The sequence below is a fragment of the Mycolicibacterium mageritense genome, assembly GCF_010727475.1.
GTDB classification, from domain to species: domain Bacteria; phylum Actinomycetota; class Actinomycetes; order Mycobacteriales; family Mycobacteriaceae; genus Mycobacterium; species Mycobacterium mageritense.
The window spans coordinates 1,701,241-1,720,405 of the sequence record NZ_AP022567.1; the positions used below are offsets into that span (position 1 = coordinate 1,701,241).

The window sequence follows — 19,165 nt, forward strand, 5'->3', positions numbered from 1 at the left end:
GAATTGTAGGAGTTCGACTGGTCGCGGGTGCCGGTCTACGGCTGTCAGCTGCGCAGTATGAGCGCGGATCCTTGCCCACCACCGCCGCACAGGGCCGCCGCTCCCGTTCCGCCGCCGCGGCGCTGCAGTTCCAACGCGAGGTGTAGGACGATCCGTGCGCCGGACATACCCAGCGGATGGCCGATGGAGATGGCCCCTCCGTTGACGTTGACCTTCTCCGGGTCGAGACCAAGGGCGCGGGTCGATTCGATGCCCACGGCAGCGAACGCTTCGTTGATCTCCACGAGATCCAATGCCGCCGGTTCGATTCCGTCGATTGCACACGCAGCCGCGATCGCGTTGGCGGGTTGCAGCTGCAACGTCGAGTCCGGGCCCGCGACAACGCCGTGCGCGCCGATCTCGGCGATCCAGGTCAATCCGAGCTCGATGGCCTTGGCCTTGCTCATCACGACCACGGCCGCGGCACCGTCGTTCATGGTCGACGCATTGCCCGCGGTGACGGTCCCGACGGGAAGGAACGCCGGCCGCAGACGCGCGAGTGCGTCGGTGGTGGTGTCGGCACGGATTCCCTCGTCCTGCGTGACCTCGACCGGATCACCCTTGCGCTGCGGGATCGAGACAGGCACAACCTCGTCGTCGAAGATGCCGTTCTTCCAGGCCGCGGCAGCCCTCCGGTGCGACGCGGCGGCGAATTCGTCCTGCTCGGCGCGGGACAGCGTGTTCACGCTATCGGTGAGCGAGCCCATCGCCTGGTCGGTGAACACGTCCCGGAGTCCATCGACGGCAACATGGTCGCGCAGCGTCGCGTCGCCGTATTTTGTTCCGGTACGCGAGTTTTCGAGCAGATGCGGTGCCTGCGACATGGACTCTTGCCCGCCGGCGACGATGATGTCGAATGCGCCGGCGCGGATCAGCTGATCGGCCAGTGCAACGGCGTCCAATCCGGACAGGCACACCTTGTTGATCGTCAGGGCAGGCACCGTCATCGGGATTCCTCCTGCGACAGCTGCCTGCCGAGCGGGAATCTGGCCTGCGCCCGCGGTCAGTACCTGCCCCATGATCACGTACTGCACCTGCGATCCGGAAATCCCCGCCTTGGCAAGCGCCGCCGCGATGGCGACGCCGCCGAGCTCTGCACCGGAGAGGCTCGACAACGACCCCATGAATTTCCCGATCGGCGTACGCGCTCCGGCAATCAGAACGGAAGTGGTGTCCGCGGTCATCACAGCTGCACCTCCAACGCGGCGCCGGTCGCGGCGATGACGTCGTCGGCCGCAACCCCGGGAGCCAGCTCTCGCAGGACGAGGCTGCCGTCGCCCGGCACATCGATGACACCGAGATTGGTGATGATGCGGTCGACGACGCCCTGTCCGGTCAAGGGCAACGTGCATGCGTCGAGGATCTTGGGTGCGCCGCTGCGGTCGGTGTGCTCCATCACGACGATGACCCGCGCTGCGCCATGCACCAGATCCATTGCGCCGCCCATGCCTTTGACCATCTTGCCGGGCACCATCCAGTTCGCGAGGTCACCGTTGCGAGACACCTGCATGGCGCCGAGCACGGCGGTATCGATGTGGCCACCGCGGATCATCCCGAACGAGGTCGCGGAATCGAAGAACGCGGCACCGGGGTTGACGGTGACCGTCTCCTTGCCCGCGTTGATGAGGTCAGCGTCGACGGCATCGTCGTCCGGATATCCACCGGTGCCCAGAATTCCGTTCTCGGAGTGCAGGATCACCCGCACACCCGGGCTGAGGTAACTGGGGATGAGCGTGGGCAATCCGATGCCCAGGTTGACGTACTGCCCGTCGACCATCTCCGCGGCCGCGCGGGCAGCGATCTGGTCACGGGTCCAGCCGGTTGCGAGTGTCGCGGTCATCGTCAGGCTCCTTCAGCGGTACGGACAGTGCGCTTCTCGATGCGCTTGTTCTGCGGTCCGGTGTGCACGACACGTTGGACGAAGACACCCGGGAGATGCACCTGGCCGGGGTCGATCGCGCCGGGCTCGACGAGTTCCTCGACCTGCGCGATCGTGACGCGACCGGCCATCGCCGCAAGCGGGTTGAAGTTCATCGCGGTCTTCTCGAACACGAGGTTGCCGTCGGTGTCGCCGAGCCGGGCATGGACCAGAGCGAAGTCGGCGTTGATGGCCTCCTCGAGCACGTATCGCTTATCGCCGAACACACGAGTCTCCTTGGGAGGCGACGCGATTGCCACCGATCCGTCGGTCGCGTACCGCCACGGCATCCCGCCGTCGGCGACGGGGGTGCCGACTCCGGCGGGCGTAAAGAACGCCGGGATCCCGGTACCGCCCGCGCGAAGCCGCTCAGCGAGCGTGCCCTGCGGAGTCAGCTCGACTTCGAGTTCGCCGGCCAGGTACTGCCGGGCGAATTCCTTGTTCTCCCCGACGTAGGACGCGGTGACCCGACGGATCCGGCCCAGTGACAACAGGACTCCGAGCCCGTGGTCATCGACGCCACAGTTGTTGGAGAACACCTCGAGGTCGGTGGCCGACGAGTCGGCGATCGCCTCGATCAGGGCATCCGGGATCCCACACAAACCGAAGCCACCGACCGCGAGGGTCGCTCCCGTCGTTATGTCGGCAACCGCCGCCGCGGCGCTGTCGTAGACCTTCGATGGCATCGATGCACTTCCCTTCCGGCCATTCTGCAGACGCGTTCCACTGCGGTCCCGATAGTGCTTCTTCGCAGGTTGAACACGCAAGATAGTGCCGGTAGTTGGCCGAAATTGCTCGAATGATGACCACAAGTCCGTTATGCGTCCACTATGTGAACGCATAGAATCGGCTCGATGGAAGACAAGGGAACCCAGGTGCTGGCGCGTGCCGCGGCGCTGCTGCGCGCCATCGGTGGGGGTGAAGCCGCGGGGATGTCGACCACCGAGATCGCTCGCGTAGCTGCCCTACCCCGTCCCACCACGCACCGCCTGCTCACCGCACTCAATGCGGAAGGCTTGGTCGACCGCGACGCGGCGACCGGACGCTGGTCCCTCGGGCCGGAGCTCTATCTCCTGGGTGCGGGCGCCGCGCACAGGTACGACATCACCGAGCAGTCCCGAGATGTCATCGAGCGGCTGGCCCGCAACACCGGCGAGAGCGCATTCCTGTCGGCCCGCCGCGGCGACGAGACCGTGTGCATCCTCAGCAGGGAGGGCAGCTTCCCGCTGCGATCACACGTTCTCCACGAGGGCATCCGGTTTCCGCTCGGCGTCGCCTCTGCCGGGCTGGCGATCCTCAGCCACCTTCCCGACCGCGACATCGACGACTACTTCACCCGAGCTGACCTCGAACCCCGCTGGACCACAAGCCATTCCGAAGCTGCCATCCGTGAACGGATCGCCGCCACCCGGACCAACGGCTACGCGGTCAATCCTGGGCTTCTCGTCGAAGGCAGCTGGGGAATGGGCGCGGCCGTGTTCGACCGTGCGGGGCAGCCCGCCTGGGCGCTGAGCCTCACCGGTGTCGAAACCCGGTTCCGTGCCGAGCGACGAGCGGACATGGGTGCACTGCTCCTCGAACTGGCGCACGAGCTGACGCTGCGGCTTCGGTAGGTGATCTGCTGCCGATAAACGAATCAGGTGACTATGCCGTACGTCTTGACTTTCCGATACAGACTCGACCGTGACATCCCCAGATGAGCCGCTGCCGCAACACGATTCCCACCCATATCTCTCAGCGCGGCAACAATCGCATCGCGTTCAGCCGCTTCCAACGGCGTCAGCGCATGTCGCGACGCGGTCTGGCAGTACCCGGGCAGATCAGATTCTTGAATCTCACCCACCGGACGCCGCCGAAGCGCGTGAACCAGCGCCTCGCGTAGCTGAGAAATGTTGCGCGGCCACGAATACCGCGCGATCAGGCGCTGCGCCGCAGGGCTCAGTCTCACCTTTCGTTCAGGCGCGATCCCCCGCAGCAAAGCCGCGGTGAGCGCTGGAAGATCGTCGGTACGGCACCGCAGCGGCGGGATCGTTATCGACGCCTCGAAGTGGTGCAGCAGCTCGCGGAACGGCAGGTCGGTGGTCGCCGCGCAATCCGAACCCGTGGCCACCACCCACACCGGCCCATTCACCGCAGCAACCGCGGTCAGGTACGCATCCAGCCGTTCGACGCCATCAGTACTCGCCTGATCGATGTCGCGGATGATGTGCAGCGTCGGCTCGGCGGAATCACCTAGCAGCGAGCTGAGATCGGACGGCGCACCATCGACTCCCAACTGACCGGCATCCACCGAAATCGCTCGTCCCCCTGGGTACACCGAGTGGAACAACTCGGCCACCAAGGTGAACTTTCCTGACCCCGGCTCACCGACGACGAGCGCGGGCCGTCCTAGTTCGAGCGCTTGTCGCAGATCACCACATGCCCGTATCCAGGCCGGCGTAGTACCGCCGGCCAGGGAGTCACGCGAACGCCACAAGCCGCCCACGATCTGAGATGTCTGCGGCGTCGCGACCGCGACCTGAGGCAACTGCTGCTCGCTGAAATCATCCGGCGAGCCAGGCTGACTCGAGGTCACCAGATCCGCGATCACCACCATGCCGGCCACCTCGACACCTGCCAGAATCCGGGTTCCACGGACATGGACCAGACGATGCCCCGGCAGGGTGATCGTGTCGCTGACCCGATCCTTCCCCGCCATCAGAAACATCGCGTGCTCACGCATGATGCGCTGTTCTTCGGCGTCGAACATCTGCTGCGCGGCGGCGCTGGCCACGAAGACCGAGTCTCCGAACGCGAACACGGCCTGGCGCGCCGAGCGTGCGACGACCTTGAGATAAGTCTCGAAGATAGCTCGCTGTGCTTGACCGCGGTCGAGCAGAAAGTTTCGCCCGATGTCCTTCGCGGCACTCTTCACCAGCGTATGCATCAACGGACTCCACGAGGACGACAGCGTCGAGATGTCCAGCACTCCCTCGACACGTCCGGTCACAGGATCGATGACCGGGGCGCCGGTGCACGCGAACAGGTGCAGATTCTCACTGAAGTGCTCCGGGCCTACCACGCTGATCGGCTGTCCCGCTTCGAACACCGTGCCGATTCCGTTGGTGCCCATCGACGACTCGGCATAGCTGAATCCGGGGGCCAGATGTACCCGATCCAGCAGCCGGGCCACCGCCGGCGAGCTGTCGATGCGCTGTACGACCCTGGCTCGTTTGTCGGTCAGCGCGATCACCAGTGGCATGTCCGCGGTGTCGACCTGTAGCTGCTGCAACACCGGCTGCGCGCACCGCACTAGCAGCGAGGCTGCGTCGATCTCATCGGTGAACTGCGCGTTCGGGCGCGAAATGTCGACGCCTGCGGCTTGGCTGCGTTCCCACGATGCGACGACGACGTCTGAGACCCCAGCAGCACCGCTGCCGCCGTACTCCAGGAAATCCGCACGCGCGGCCGCCACCCGCAGCATGCGGGCGGAGCTGTCGGACATGGCTCACCTCCTGAGGTCATGTCCAGTCTGAACGAGACGCGCATCACAGCCAAGGCGATCGGTGTCCGATCTTGGGACACCTGCGGTGGCTGGGACATGGACGACGCTTTGTCGAGCGGTGTGGCGCACAGCACAACATGCCACCCCCACTCCACGCATTCACCTATGCGAATTTCCACGAACGGAGCGCCATGGGCACCCTCATAAACATCGACAACGGCGGCACGCTGACTGACATCTGCGTGTGGGACGGGAACGCGTTCACCTTCACCAAGACGCTGACGACCCCGCACGACCTGTCGGAATGCCTGTTCACTGGCATCGAGAAAGCGTCGAACGCGCTGTACGGCGAGGCTGACATCACCAAGCTGTTGCACGCCACCGAACACATCCGGTACTCCACGACGCAAGGCACCAACGCGCTGGTGGAACGTCGCGGCCCGATGATCGGCATTCTCACCACCATCGGCGGCCTCGCTACCGGCATGCAGCGCGATGACGCCGAGAAGAAGCTGTTCACCGGATTGGTCGGCGACCGCTTCCTGACCGTCGCCACCGAGGGCGATCTCGAGTTCGATGCCGTACAGAAGATCAACCGGCTCACCACCCTCGGCGCCGCCCGCGTCGTAGTCGCCGCGGCCACTCCCGAGGAGGAACGGCAACTGCGGCATGTGCTGCTGCGCAAGTTCCCCCGCCACCTACTCGGTTCGGTGCCGCTGATCTACAGCTGGGAACTAGCCGGCGACCGCAACGACGCCCGACGGGTGTGGTCCTGCGTGGTCAACGCATTCCTGCATCCCACGATGGAACGGTTTCTCTACAGCGCCGAACGACGGCTGCAGACCTACAAGGTGGTCAACCCGCTGCTGGTCTACCGCAACGACGGCGCTTCCTCCCGGGTCGCGAAATCGATCGCGCTCAAGACCTACTCGTCGGGTCCGCGCGGCGGACTGGAAGGTACCGCGGCGCTGGCGCAGGTCTACGGCCTTCCGCACGCGCTGATGATGGACATCGGTGGCACGACCACCGATGTCGGCGTGGTCGAAGGTGGTGCGGTCGCCGTCGCCGAACGCGGTGGCATCGAGGGCGTGTCCATCTCCTACCCGATGAGTGACGTGACCTCCTCGGGCGTCGGAGGATCGTCGGTGATCCAGGTAATCGATGGCAAGCTCACCGTCGGCCCGCAGTCAGTGGGCGCCGCGCCCGGTCCGGCCTGCTTCGGCTTCGGCGGCAAACGGGCCACCATCACAGACGTCAACCTGCTGCTGGGCATCCTCGACCCCGACACCTACCTCGACGGCACATTCACCCTCGATCCCAGTCGATCTCGTGCGGTGATCACCGAGACGATCGCGCAGCCCCTCGGAGTCTCGTTGGAAGAGGCCCTGATCCAGATGGAGCACGCGTACTTCCAGGCGCTGTCGGAATCGTTCGCCGCTCTGGTCAACGAGAACACCACGCTGCTCGCGTTCGGCGGCGCCGGACCGATGAGCGCCACCGGCGCGGCCCGGCTGGCAGGCGTCAAACAAGTTCTCGTCCCACGCACCGCGGCGGTGTTCTCGGCATTCGGCATCTCGTTTTCGGACATCGGCAAGACCTACGAGGTCATCGTCGCCGAACCCACCACCACGGCAGCTACCGAGACCCATGACTTGCTGCTGGCCCGCGCTGAACGTGACATGTTCCAGGAAGGCTACGCTCTGGCCGACTGCGAGACGTCCTGGCAGCTGCTGGTCGAGAACCTCGACGACGGCTCGGTATCGCGACTGCCGTACCAACCCGGCGACGACGTGGACTACCCCGGTGCCGTCGTGTCACTGCAGCTGAATGCCACTGCGCCACTCACGCATCCGCATCTCACTGCTGACGCCGCGGTGGCCGCCATCACAGCACCAGCTGCGGGCACCCGGCAGGTCCGGTCGTCGCCCGTCCGCGTCGACGACGTCGCCGTCTATGTGCTGGACGACCTGAGCCCCGGTGCCGCGGGCGAAGGGCCCGCAATCATCGAGGGCCCGTTCTTCACCGCCCGCGTGCTGCCCGGCTGGTCATTCCGCCGCACTGCCGCCGGTGACCTGCTCCTCAACGACAAGTCCTGATACCAGACCGCAAGAAAGGAGACTTGCCATGCGAGTCCCAATGACCGAATACCTAGTCATCGACCTCGACACCGAACGCTGGGTATGTCGGGTGTGCACGCACGACATGGGTTCGGCGCACGACACCTACAAGGCGGGAACCCTGGTGTACGACCGCGATCCGCGTGAGATCCATCAGCCGATCATCGATCCGGAGCGCTACGAGTACACCTTCAGCCCAGACCCGACGTACTGCCGGATTCTGGAGTATTACTGCCCGGGCTGCGGCACACAGATCGAATGTGAGTACCTGCCACCGGGACACCCACCGGCCGTGGACATGCTCATCGACGTCGCGGCGCTGCGCAAGCAGTGGGCGGACCGCGGCCAGGACGCCGAAGCCGTCTTCAACTACGGACCGGGCGAAGACGCCCAGAAGTACACCGCCGCCCTCAAGGCCGCCGGCCAGCTGCATTGATCTTTCAACTGACCTAACAGGAGAACACCAGACATGAAACGCATTTCGGTCGACATCGGTGGCACCTTCACCGACTGCTTCTTCGTGTGGGACGACATCTACGTCGATGCCAAAGCGCTGACTACGCACCACAATCTGGCCGTCGGGTTCAACGATGCTCTGGACCTCGCGTGCAAACGCGCCGGACTGGACCGCTCCACCGTTCTCTCGGAAGTGGACTCGGTCCGCTACGCCACCACTCTGGGCACCAACGCGCTCATCGAGCGCAACGGACCCAAGGTGGCGGCCATCGTCACCCATGGGTTCGAGGACACCATCCCGCTCTCTCGCGGCCGGGGGTACGGCGAGGGCTTGGATTACGGTATGCAGCAGAATCTTCCGGCTGCCGAGCGGCCCGAACCACTGGTGCCGCGCGCGATGATCCGCTCAGTCAAGGAGCGGATCAACTCCGCAGGCAAGATCGTGGCACGCCTGGATTCCGACGATGTCCGCACCGTGGTGCGCGAACTCGTGGACGCAGGCGCCGAGGCGATCGTGGTGTCGCTGGTCAACTCCACCGAGAATCCGGAGCACGAGCTGGCGATCCAGGAGATCATCCTCGACGAGTTCCCGCCGCACGAGCTGGGTGCCATCCCGGTGCTGCTCGGCCACCAGGTGTCAGGCCGCAAGGGCGAATACGTGCGTGCGACGTCGACGATCATCGACGGCTATCTGCACGAGATCATGTTCCATGCGCTGGCGCAGCTGTCGAGCAATCTGCGCGATTTCGGTTACGACAAACCGATGCTGGTGATCCACAACTCCGGTGGCATGGCGCAAATGAACTCCACCGATGCGCTGCAGACCATCCACTCCGGCCCAATCGCCGGTGTGGGTGCGGCCGAGCACCTTTCGAACGAAACAGGGATCGGTCACGTCATCGCCACCGACATGGGTGGCACCTCCTTCGACATCGGCCTGGTGCCAGAGGGCGGGGTCAAGCACTACGACTTCCTGCCCACGATCGACCGCTGGCTGGTGTCGGTGCCCATGGTGCATCTCGACACCCTCGGCGCCGGCGGCGGATCGATCGCCAGTTATGACCGCATCCACAACTCGGTCAAGATCGGCCCGAAATCGGCCGGTTCCAACCCTGGTCCGGCGTGCTATGACCGGGGTGGACTGAAACCCACCGTCACCGATGCTGACCTGCTGCTCGGCTACCTCGACCCGGACAACTATGCCAACGGCTACATCAAGCTCAACCCCAAGCGGTCGCTGTTCGCCATCGAAGAAGAGTTGAGCGACGCACTCGACATGGATCCGATCGACGTAGCCCGGGTGATCAAGGACGGCGTCGATGAGCAGATGGCCATCGGCATAGGCAAGGAGTTGCGCGTGCGCGGTTACCTGCCGGAGGACTTCACGATGCTGGCATACGGCGGCAACGGCCCGTTGCACGCCTGCGGCGTCGCCCGCCACGCCGGGATCAAACGTGTTCTGGCTCCGCCGTTCTCGTCAGTGTTCTCCGCGTGCGGCGCCGGCAACATGAAACAGCTGCACTTCCACGAACGCGGTGTGCACGTGACGATGTACAACGCCACCACACGGGCGCTGTTCGAGGACTACGACGAGTTCAACGCCGTGGTCTCGGAACTGGAGGCCCGCGGCTGCGAAGACCTCGTCCGGCAGGGCTTCTCAGCGGAGGACGTCAAGTTCCGGCTGGAACTGGACATGCGCTACGGCAATCAGCTGCTGACCCAGGCGGTGGCGCTCTCGGATATCAACCGCATCAATGGTGTTGGCGACGTGCTGGCGATCATCAAGACCTTCGGTGACGTGTACAGCCACCGGTTCGGTGCGTCCTCGGCCGCACCTGAGGCAGGGATCCGCTGTAACACCGTGCGGGTCGCGTCCTACGTAGACGGCGACGTGGTGAACTTCGAGTCGCTCGAGCACGGTGGGCTCCGCACCGCCGCTGCGCCCGTGGGCAGCCGCAAGGCCTACTTCATCGGAGTCGACGATCCCATCGAGACCCCCGTCTACGACGAGGAAGCCCTCACCCCCGACAGCGTCATCGCCGGTCCGGCGATCGTGACGACCGAGAACACCACATTTCTCGTCGAACCCGGCTGGCGCCTGGAACCGACCGCCCAGGGCGCCGTCTGGTTCCTGCAGGACTGACCCACACTCCAAGTAAGGACAAGACATGACCACAGTCAACGAACGCCCGTCCGGCAAGCTCACCGCAGAGGAACAGCGGTGGGTCGACCAGTTCATGGACGAAACCACGCTGTTCCTCGGACCTGACCCGGAAATCATGCGCAGTCACAGCATCTCGGAACGATCGCTGCACGAGGAGGTGGCGATCGCGGCCGGCGTGGACCGGCTGCAAGTGGAGCGCATCCGAAAGCGCATCGCAGGCGCGCTGGACGAAGGCTACGAGATGTGCGAGGCACAAGGTGCGGCACCCGGGGCCAAATGGGGTGACCTGACAACCGCCATCTACACGGCGTCCGGCGATGTCTCCTACCTGTCGTGCCACGGCGTGATCGCGTTCAGCGCGATCCTGCACCACCCGATCCGCTACATCATGAAGTACTGGAAGGACGAGCCGACGGTCGGGATCAACCCCGGCGATGGCTTCATCCACAACGACGCCCGATTCGGCAACGTGCACAACACCGACCAGTCGATGATCATGCCCATCATCCGCGACGACGAGATCATCGCGTGGGTGGCGGCGACCATCCACGAGGGCGAGAACGGGGCGTGCGAACCAGGCGGCATGCCCTCGGGTTCGGAGACGGCGTTCGATGACGGACTGCGGATGAGCCCGTTCAAGATCGTCGAGCGCGGTGAACTGCGCCGGGATCTCCTGACGTTCCTGCAGCATTCGGTCCGCGATCCGAAACTCCAGCTGGCCGACCTGAAGGTGAAGATCACCGCGGTGCGCAAGATCATGGAACGCATCGACAAGGTGATCGACGAGGTGGGGGTCGACACCTTCGTGGCCGCACTGCGCACCACGGTCGAGGACGTCGACGCCGAAGTCCGCCGCCGCATCGCTGAACTTCCCGACGGGACATACCGTTTCGACCAGTTCATGGACAGCACGCTCAAGGAGAACATCCTCATCAAGTTCGCGTGCAAGATCACCGTCAAGGGCGATCACATGACGGTGGATCTGCGCGGAACCGGACCCGAGATCCTCAACCGCGCCATCAATTCTCCGCTGTGTTCGGTGAAATCGATGATGATGCAGGCGATCCTGGCGTTTTGGTGGCCAGATCTGCCGCGGTGCACGGCCGCGATGAGCTGCATCGACATCATCTCCGATGAAGGCACCTGGGCCGATGCGTCCTACGACGCGCCGATGGGCCAATCACTGCAGGCCTCGTTCCGCGGCTTCTCCTGCATGCAGGCGCTCTACAGCCGGATGTCGTTCTCCACCCCACACAAGTACTCCAACGTGGTGGCCAACTGGTTCAACCAGATCAACACGTTCCTGTGGGGCGGCATCACCCAACATGGCGACATGGTGGGCAACCTGTGTGCCGACCTCAACGGGATGCCCGGCGGCGCAAAGCCGTTCCGGGACGGCGAAGACGCCGTCTCCCCGCTGTTCTGTGCGATGGCCGACACGGCCGAGCAGGAGGTGATGGAGGAGGAAGTGCCGTTCATGCAGCTGGTCGCCAAGCGACTGGTGCGCGACAACATGGGCTTCGGCAAGTTCACCGGAGGAATGGGCTACGAAATGATCGTGGCCGCCGAAGGCACACCGCAGTGGGGATTCATGACGGTTACCTCGGGCGCCAAGTTCTCGTCGATCTACGGCATGTACGGCGGATACGGCTGCGGCACGTACCCGTTGGCGATGGTCAAGGGCACCAATGTCTACGAGCATTTTCGGCGGGACAACAAGACATTCGACCTCTCGATCGAAAAGGTGATGAACGAGCGGCCCTTCCCCGACGGCCGCTACTCCACGTATCACATGGGATTGCAGTTCGACCTGGCCAAGGACGGCGAGCTGTACATGATCAGCCAGGGTGCCGGCGGGGGTTACGGCGATCCGTTGGAGCGCTCGCCGGAGTCGGTGGTCCGCGACGCCGAGCTCGGGCGGATCAGCCAGAAGGTCGCCGAAGACATCTTCGGAGTCCGCTATGAGCCCACGACGTTTCGTCTCGACGTAGCCGGGACCGAGGCGGCACGCGCTGCGGCCCGCAGGAACCGGCTGCAACGGGGCAAGCCGTTCGCCGAGTTCTGCAAGGAGTTCGTCACGCCCGAACCACCGAAAGACCTTCCTTACTACGGCTCGTGGGGCACCTGGACCGAGGACAACCAGGACATCACCGCGACCGTGTACTCGATCGACGGTCCCGAACGAGTGTGCGCACCGTTGACGGAACTTCCGATCGTGATGGTTCCGGACCGCCGGGAAGTCAAGATCGGCAAGCTCGAAGCCCGCATTGCCGAACTCGAGGCCAAGCACGGCGAACACGTCACCCGACTCACCTGAGATCGGTGGCGGCCCCGGGCAGCACCCCGGGGCCGCCACCACCCCAGAAAGGCAGTTCCATGAGTGTGAAATCGTTGATAGCCGCCACGCCGAGTGGGCGAAGCCGACCACTGCTGATCGACGACGCCGATTACTCCACCGCGGTCGTCCGCCAGGGCATGCCGATACCGTGGACCGACACCACGCTGGCGGCCGGGCACTTCGTCAAGGTCAGGGCATTACTCGATCCAGACGCGCTCTGGATCGACGTCGAACGGCTGCTCACCGCGCACACCGATGCACGCCCCGACCTCGTCACTGCGATGGGTGCACGCACCCGCACCGGCTACCCACTGCGTACCCTGCTGACGGATGCCGAAGTCCTGTCAGCCTCCCGCGAGACGCTCGAGACGGTCGCGAGGACGGCACAGCGCCAGTTGCTCCTCCATGTGCCCTCGCCGGCAGCCTGGCTCGCCTCAGCACATCGGCTTGCAGGCAATCCACTGGACGCGGTCGACGCCGACCGGGCCGACAGCGCGTCGATGTACATCGCCGAATGGCTGGGGCAGCTCGGATCGCTGCCGATCGCGCTGATACTGCTCGACGCTCGCGACGCCTTGTTCGCGGAGTCGCTGGCGCCCTACTCGGCAGTCGCCAACGTCGCGTCGCACTTCGACTGGACGTTGGCGATGTGGAATGCCGACGGAATCGGCACCGCCGCCTGCGATCTCACCATCGGGGTGCTCGGCCCCCAGTTCTGGACCGACGCTGCACAGAACGCCAACGCCGTTCCGGAATCCGATGTACTGGTCACCTCCATTCCCGCTTCGGCATCACCAGAACACGTCCTCGACCAACTGACGAAGCTCACCTGAACTGAGGAATACAACAATGAAAGCAATGGTGTACCACGGCGATGGAACGGCGTCATGGGACGACGTGCCTGACGCTGAGATCGTCGATCCGACCGACGCGATCGTCCGAGTCGACGCCGTCACGATCTGCGGGACCGACCTGCACATCCTGCGTGGCCACGTCCCCACCGTGGGTACAGGACGAATCCTGGGCCACGAGGCGGTGGGAACCGTAACCGCCGTAGGTTCGAACGTGCGTCGCCTCGCAATCGGCGACCGCGTCTTGATCTCCTGTGTCAGTTCCTGCGGAAGTTGCCGATACTGCCGTCGTGCGAGCTATGGCCAGTGCACCGGAGGGGGCGGGTGGATCCTGGGAAACCGCGTCGACGGCACCCAGGCCGAGTTCGTGCGAGTTCCGTTTGCGGACAACTCAACACACAGGGTTCCCGATGGCGTGAGCGATGACAACATGATCACCCTGGCTGACCTGCTTCCCACCGGGTATGAGGTCGGTGCCATCAACGGCAGGGTCCGGCCGGCGGACACCGTTGCCGTCGTGGGCGCCGGGCCGATTGGCCTCGCCGCGATCATGACCTCCCAGTTGTTCAGCCCGAGCCGCATCGTCGCCATCGACCTTGCCGATACTCGGCTGGAAGCTGCGCGCAAGTTCGGAGCGGACGTGGTCATCAACCCAAGCCGGCAAGACCCGCTCGCGGTGATCGCAGACTTGACCGGCGGTTTGGGTGCGGACGTGGCCATGGAAGCAGTCGGGACCGCCGCGACGTTCGAAACGGCTGTGCGACTGGTCCGCCCGGGCGGACACGTCGCCAATATCGGCGTGCACGGGGGCCCGGCAACACTGCATCTCGAGGAGATCTGGATCAAGAACCTCACCATCACCACAGGCCTGGTCGACACCTATTCGACGCCGGACCTCGTCGGGCTGGTCGCCGCAGGTCGGCTCGATACGTCCGCCATGGTGACGCATCGCTACCGCTTTGACGAATTCGAGACCGCCTACTCGGAATTCGCCAACGCCGGTGACACAGGAGCACTCAAAGTCCTACTCACCCCGAACTGACACTGTCACACCAGGTTGGCCCGGGCCCAGTCCTCGGCGGTCATGGTCGTAATGCCCCGAAGCACGTTGTACGACTGTGCTTTCGGCCAGGCCACGCCAGTGGGACGCGCAAAGACCGCACGGTACCTGCGCATCGTGTCCTCGGGTTTCTGCCGTAGCTGATCGCCGAGGTAGTCGGTGGTCCACTCGGTGCGGGTCACGGTGCTGTTGCGAACCCGGTCGACGATGTCGGCGAGTTCGCGGTAGCTGATGGTGTCGCCGGCGAGATAGACCACGGTGTTGCGGATGCGAGGTTCCGCGAAAATAATGTCGGCCGTGAGCACACCGATGTCTTCGGGCGTGGTGAGGGTGACTTCGGTGTCCCAGCTTCCCAATGCATGCACGGTGTTGGACGCCAGATCGACGACGCCGAAGGCGGGTTCGAACAGGAAGCTGGTGAACATCCCCGTGGAGACGATGACCCATTCGGTGGCCCGCTGGCGGCGCAACATGTCGCGCACGTCGAGCTGCTCGTCGAAGAGCGGTTGTGCGCTACCGCGACCGATCTCGTCGTAGTCGACACCGAACTGCCACGGGAAGTACCGCGGCACTCCGGCGGTGAGGGCGGCCTCGGCGAGTTTGCGCTGCGTACCGGGCCCGGCCGCGAAGCCGATACAGCTGACGACCGTGTCGTACCCCGTCATGATGGCTGCGAGGTCGGCTACCGACGCGGTCGCGACGTCCGCGCGCTCGACGGCAATACCCATCTTGGTCAGCTCCTCGGTGCGCGGGTCACTTTGCGCTCCGGCGTCCGGTGCTGACGGTCGCAACAACACACCCACGGTCGCGGCGCCGGGATGCTGGCCGACGTGCCGGGCGAGAGCGGCCAAGACACTGGCGCCGAGCTCGCCTGCACCGATGACGAGAATGCCTGGGCGGTCTGCCGATTGCGTCGATGAGGGCATGATCGCTTCAACTGACGGGTGGGCGATGGCCATTCCCGGCCATCCGGTTCCCGATCAACGAGCTCCCGGCCGGCGTGGGATCAGCCCGTCGTCGAGCATCTGCCGGAAGTGATCGGTCACGGTCTGCTCGACCGGCCGGTACACCAGCCCCAGCTCGTCTCGGCTGCGGTGATTGTCGAACACCAGCGGGTAACCCACGTTGCGGTCGACGAACTTCCGGGTCAGCCCGGCGACTGGAGCGATGGCCTTCACCACGATCTTCGGCGTTGTCGTCCACGGGAACGGGTACAGCGGGCCGAATTTGCGACGCAGGATCTTGCCGATCTGCAGCAGTGTCAGCGAGTCCGCGTTGACGATGTACCGACCGTGGGCCTCGGGGGTGAAGCCTGCACGCAGATGGGCGTCGGCAACCTCGCGGACGTCCACCACGCCCATGGTCAACGCCGGAGCGCCGGCCAGCAGGGTGCCGTCGGTGAACTGCTTCATCGTGCTCAGGCTGGCCGAGTCGCTGGCGCTGGTCAGCGAAGGGCCGAGCACCAGACCCGGGTGGATGGTGACCAGATCCCACCGGTCCTGTGCCTTCTGATACCGCCAGGCCTCCTGCTCGGCCACGGTCTTGGAGTACGAATATGGTTGGTGCTCCACACTGCTGGTGGTGTTCCAGTGCTCGTCGGTGAACACGCCGCCGGGGACATCGCGCGACTCGCAGGTGTCGCCGTAGATGGCGACCACGCTGCTGGTCAGTACCACGCGCTTGACGGTCTGCGTGCGGTTGACCGCGTCCAGCACGTTGCGGGTGCCTTCCAGTGCCGGGCGTACCAGCGCTTCCTGCGCATCGGTGTAGCCGGAGAGCAGGAACGGCGATGCGGTGTGCATGACGAGTTCGCATCCGGCCATCGCCTCGTCGAAGCTGCCGGGCTCGAGGAGGTCCGCTTTGAACAGCTTCAGTCGCCCGGGATGATCTGCCGAGAGCTTGTGCAGATGCTCGAGCCCCGTGGCCTTCTGCGGGTTGCGCACCGTGCCGTGCACGGTGTATCCCGCCTCGAGCAGGTACCGGACAATCCAACTGCCGATGTAGCCGCTGGCGCCCGTCACGAACACGGGTGCTGCGGGATCGATCGTGGTCATGAGTTGATCTTCTCCTGCGGGTCGGGGATGGCGGCGGCGAGGTAGGGAGCACTCACGCTGTCCGCGTGGGTCGACACCTCAGCCGGTGTTCCGGTCGTGACGACGCGACCGCCGTCGCCACCGGCACCCGGACCGAGGTCGACGACGTAATCGGCCTGAGCCACCACCCGCATGTCGAGTTCGACGACCACGACCGTGTTACCCGCGTCCACCAGCTTCTGTAGGTGCAGCATCAGCCGGTCGGTGTCGGCGGGATGCAGCCCCGCGCTCGGTTCGTCGAGCAGATAGAGCGCGTCTCCGCGGTGGGCCCGCTGCAGTTCGGTGGCCAGCTTCACGCGTTGGGCTTCGCCGCCGGACAGCTCGGTCGCCGGCTGCCCCAGCCGCAGGTAGCCCAGTCCGACGTCGCACAGCACGGTCAACGATCGCAGCACTTCTGCGTCGCCTTCGAAGAAGTCGCGCGCCTCCTCCACACCCATCTGCAGAATCTCGGCGATGTTGCGATCGCGCCAGGTGATCTCCAACGTGCTTGCCTTGTAACGCGTTCCGTGACAGTCCGGGCACGGGGTGTACACGCTGGGCAGGAACAGTAGCTCGACCATCACCCACCCTTCACCCTCGCAGGTCGGGCACCGTCCGGACGCGACGTTGAACGAGAACCGCCCGGCCTTGTAGCCGCGGCGGCGCGCTTCCGGTGTCTCGGCGAACCGACGGCGGATGTGGTCGAACATGCCGGTATAGGTGGCGACGTTCGACCGCGGCGTGCGGCCGATGGGCTTCTGGTCGATACACACCACGCGACGCAGGCCGCCGATGTCGCCGACGATCCTGCCGTCGACCGGCGCGGAATCGCCCGCCAGCAGCAGGTCGTCGTCAGACGCGTCGTCGGCCGACCCGCTCACCGGCGCGCCCAGATGCTCGGCGACCAGCGTCGGCAGGGCCTGGCTGACCAGGCTCGACTTTCCCGAGCCGGAGACCCCCGTCACCGCGGTCAGACATTTCAGCGGGAACGACACCGCCACATCGTGAAGATTGTTGCGGCTCACGTGTTCCAGGCGTAGCCAGCCGCTGGGCTCCCGCGGGGCGCGGACCACCGGCGGCGCCAGGCCGAACAGGTATCGGCGCGTGGCTGATTCGGCGATCTTCGCGAGGCCCTTCGGCGGGCCGCTGTAGAGAATCTGGCCGCCGTTCTCACCGGCGTCGGGTCCGATGTCGACCAACCAGTCGGCGGCGCCGATGATGTCGAGCGAATGCTCGACCACGAAGACGCTGTTTCCGCGTCGCTTCAGGCCGTCAAGAATGCCCAGCAGCGCGTCCCGATCGCGGGGGTGAAGCCCGGCCGAAGGTTCGTCGAGCACATACACCACCCCGAACAGCTGCGATGACAGCTGCGTCGCCAACCGCAGCCGCTGCAGTTCGCCCGGCGACAGCGTCGGGGTGCTGCGGTCCAACGACAGGTAGCCGAGACCCAGATCCATGATCGGTTGCAGCCGCTCAAGGAGTTCGCTCACCAAACGACCGGCGGCAGCGCGTTTTTCGACGGACATGTTCGGGGTGTGCCGAACATCGGGCGCCGCCTTGTGCGCTGACCCACCGGCCTCCACCCGATGTTGGACCGCCGCGCGCCGCGAGGACTCGTCGAGGATGCCGTCGGACCCTACATCGGTCGGTGTCCAGTTCTTGCCGACCACGGGTTCCAGCACCTGCGCCAGCCGGATCAGCGAGAGGCTGCACAGCTCACCGATGTCGAATCCCTCGAAGGTGACCGAAAGGGCTTCAGGTTTGAGCAGCTTGCCACGGCAGGTCGGACACACCGCGCTGCTGACGAACTGGGAAACCCGCTTCTTCACCAGCGCGCTCTTGGTGTTGGCGAACGTGTCCAGAACGTAGCGGCGCGCCCCGGTGAAGGTGCCTTGGTAACTGGGCTCCATGCCCTGCTTCAGGGCCCGACGGGTCTGCGCTGGCGTGAACCCCGCATACACCGGCACCGTCGGGTGCTCCTCGGTGTAGAGGATCCAGTCGCGGTCCTTCTTCGGCAGCTCCTGCCACGGCTTGTCGACGTCGTAACCCAGGGACACCAGGATGTCGCGCAGGTTCTGCCCGTGCCACGCGGGCGGCCACGACGCGATGGCCCGGTCCCGGATGGTCAACGACGGATCGGGCACCATGAGCGCTTCGGGCACCTCGTACACCCGGCCGATACCGTGGCACGTCGGACACGCACCCTGCACGGTGTTGGGCGAGAAATCCTCCGCGAACAGCATGGGCTGGTCGGCCGGATAGTTCCCGGCACGCGAATAGAGCATCCGGACCAGGCTCGACAACGTCGTCACACTGCCCACCGACGACCGCGCACTGCCCGCACCGCGCTGCTGCTGCAACGCGACCGCGGGCGGCATCCCCTCGATCGAGTCGACGTCGGGCACACCCACCTGCTCGATCAGTCGACGCGCGTACGGAGCCACCGACTCCAGATACCGGCGCTGCGACTCGGCGAACAACGTGCCGAACGCCAGCGACGACTTGCCCGATCCCGAGACGCCCGTGAACACCACGAGCGCATCCCGCGGCACGTCCACGTCGACGTTCTTGAGGTTGTGCTCCCGCGCGCCGCGCACCCGGACATCGGCCGGTATGTCCACCGGCCGCTCAGACGACCTCGATCCTGACGGCATAGCGCGACACTA

14 protein-coding genes are annotated in these 19,165 nt (G+C 65.2%); 7 read left to right on the forward strand and 7 right to left on the reverse strand.

Features of this window, described 5'->3' with window-relative positions:
• Window positions 1-44 precede the first annotated feature (44 nt).
• Genes G6N67_RS08285 through G6N67_RS08295 form a run of 3 tightly spaced genes read right to left on the reverse strand, consistent with a single transcriptional unit; the run spans window position 45 to window position 2,643 of the window.
• Entirely contained in the window at window positions 45-1,223 is a 1,179-nt protein-coding gene (locus G6N67_RS08285) for an acetyl-CoA C-acetyltransferase (RefSeq protein ID WP_036433002.1), read from the reverse strand.
• Window positions 1,223-1,879, reverse strand: coding sequence for a 3-oxoacid CoA-transferase subunit B (locus G6N67_RS08290; protein WP_036432999.1), 657 nt, complete (start codon window positions 1,877-1,879; stop codon window positions 1,223-1,225). The genes G6N67_RS08285 and G6N67_RS08290 overlap by 1 nt, the downstream gene beginning before the upstream one ends.
• A 2-nt stretch (window positions 1,880-1,881) precedes the next feature.
• Window positions 1,882-2,643: a CoA transferase subunit A gene (locus G6N67_RS08295; protein ID WP_036432997.1), complete on the reverse strand. Its 762-nt coding sequence runs from the start codon at window positions 2,641-2,643 to the stop codon at window positions 1,882-1,884.
• Between the two features lie 168 nt (window positions 2,644-2,811).
• Between G6N67_RS08295 and G6N67_RS08300 the strand changes: the two genes are divergently transcribed.
• Window positions 2,812-3,570, forward strand: coding sequence for an IclR family transcriptional regulator (locus tag G6N67_RS08300; RefSeq protein WP_036432996.1), 759 nt, complete (start codon window positions 2,812-2,814; stop codon window positions 3,568-3,570).
• Between the two features lie 23 nt (window positions 3,571-3,593).
• Here the strand turns inward: G6N67_RS08300 and G6N67_RS08305 are convergent, their stop codons facing one another.
• Complete coding sequence (locus tag G6N67_RS08305; RefSeq protein ID WP_036432994.1) at window positions 3,594-5,441, reverse strand: sigma-54-dependent Fis family transcriptional regulator; 1,848 nt, start codon at window positions 5,439-5,441, stop codon at window positions 3,594-3,596.
• A 191-nt stretch (window positions 5,442-5,632) separates the two neighbouring features.
• On the opposite strand from G6N67_RS08305, the gene G6N67_RS08310 reads away from it, so the two are divergent.
• The 6 genes from G6N67_RS08310 to G6N67_RS08335 are packed head-to-tail and all read left to right on the forward strand — an operon-like array spanning window position 5,633 to window position 14,409.
• Entirely contained in the window at window positions 5,633-7,537 is a 1,905-nt protein-coding gene (locus G6N67_RS08310) for a hydantoinase/oxoprolinase family protein (RefSeq protein ID WP_036432992.1), read from the forward strand.
• Window positions 7,538-7,565: 28 nt separating this feature from the next.
• Window positions 7,566-7,994, forward strand: coding sequence for an acetone carboxylase subunit gamma (locus G6N67_RS08315; RefSeq protein WP_036432990.1), 429 nt, complete (start codon window positions 7,566-7,568; stop codon window positions 7,992-7,994).
• A gap of 33 nt (window positions 7,995-8,027) precedes the next feature.
• Window positions 8,028-10,157 carry a hydantoinase/oxoprolinase family protein gene (locus G6N67_RS08320; protein ID WP_036432988.1) on the forward strand — a complete coding sequence of 710 codons (2,130 nt, stop codon included), beginning with the start codon at window positions 8,028-8,030 and terminating at the stop codon, window positions 10,155-10,157.
• 25 nt (window positions 10,158-10,182) lie between these two features.
• Window positions 10,183-12,495: a hydantoinase B/oxoprolinase family protein gene (locus G6N67_RS08325; RefSeq protein ID WP_036432986.1), complete on the forward strand. Its 2,313-nt coding sequence runs from the start codon at window positions 10,183-10,185 to the stop codon at window positions 12,493-12,495.
• A gap of 59 nt (window positions 12,496-12,554) precedes the next feature.
• Window positions 12,555-13,349 carry a hypothetical protein gene (locus tag G6N67_RS08330; protein ID WP_036432984.1) on the forward strand — a complete coding sequence of 265 codons (795 nt, stop codon included), beginning with the start codon at window positions 12,555-12,557 and terminating at the stop codon, window positions 13,347-13,349.
• A gap of 16 nt (window positions 13,350-13,365) precedes the next feature.
• Window positions 13,366-14,409: a zinc-dependent alcohol dehydrogenase family protein gene (locus G6N67_RS08335; protein ID WP_036432982.1), complete on the forward strand. Its 1,044-nt coding sequence runs from the start codon at window positions 13,366-13,368 to the stop codon at window positions 14,407-14,409.
• Window positions 14,410-14,414: 5 nt separating this feature from the next.
• Here G6N67_RS08335 and G6N67_RS08340 read toward each other — a convergent pair whose 3' ends face one another.
• Genes G6N67_RS08340 through G6N67_RS08350 form a run of 3 tightly spaced genes read right to left on the reverse strand, consistent with a single transcriptional unit; the run spans window position 14,415 to window position 19,153 of the window.
• Window positions 14,415-15,353, reverse strand: a complete 939-nt coding sequence (locus tag G6N67_RS08340; RefSeq protein ID WP_036435608.1) for an aromatic alcohol reductase — start codon at window positions 15,351-15,353, stop codon at window positions 14,415-14,417.
• Between the two features lie 54 nt (window positions 15,354-15,407).
• A complete protein-coding gene (locus tag G6N67_RS08345) occupies window positions 15,408-16,481 on the reverse strand; it encodes an SDR family oxidoreductase (RefSeq protein ID WP_197747956.1) in 1,074 nt (357 codons plus the stop codon).
• Complete coding sequence (locus G6N67_RS08350) at window positions 16,478-19,153, reverse strand: excinuclease ABC subunit UvrA (RefSeq protein WP_179976811.1); 2,676 nt, start codon at window positions 19,151-19,153, stop codon at window positions 16,478-16,480. The genes G6N67_RS08345 and G6N67_RS08350 overlap by 4 nt, the downstream gene beginning before the upstream one ends.
• Window positions 19,154-19,165: the final 12 nt, after the last annotated feature.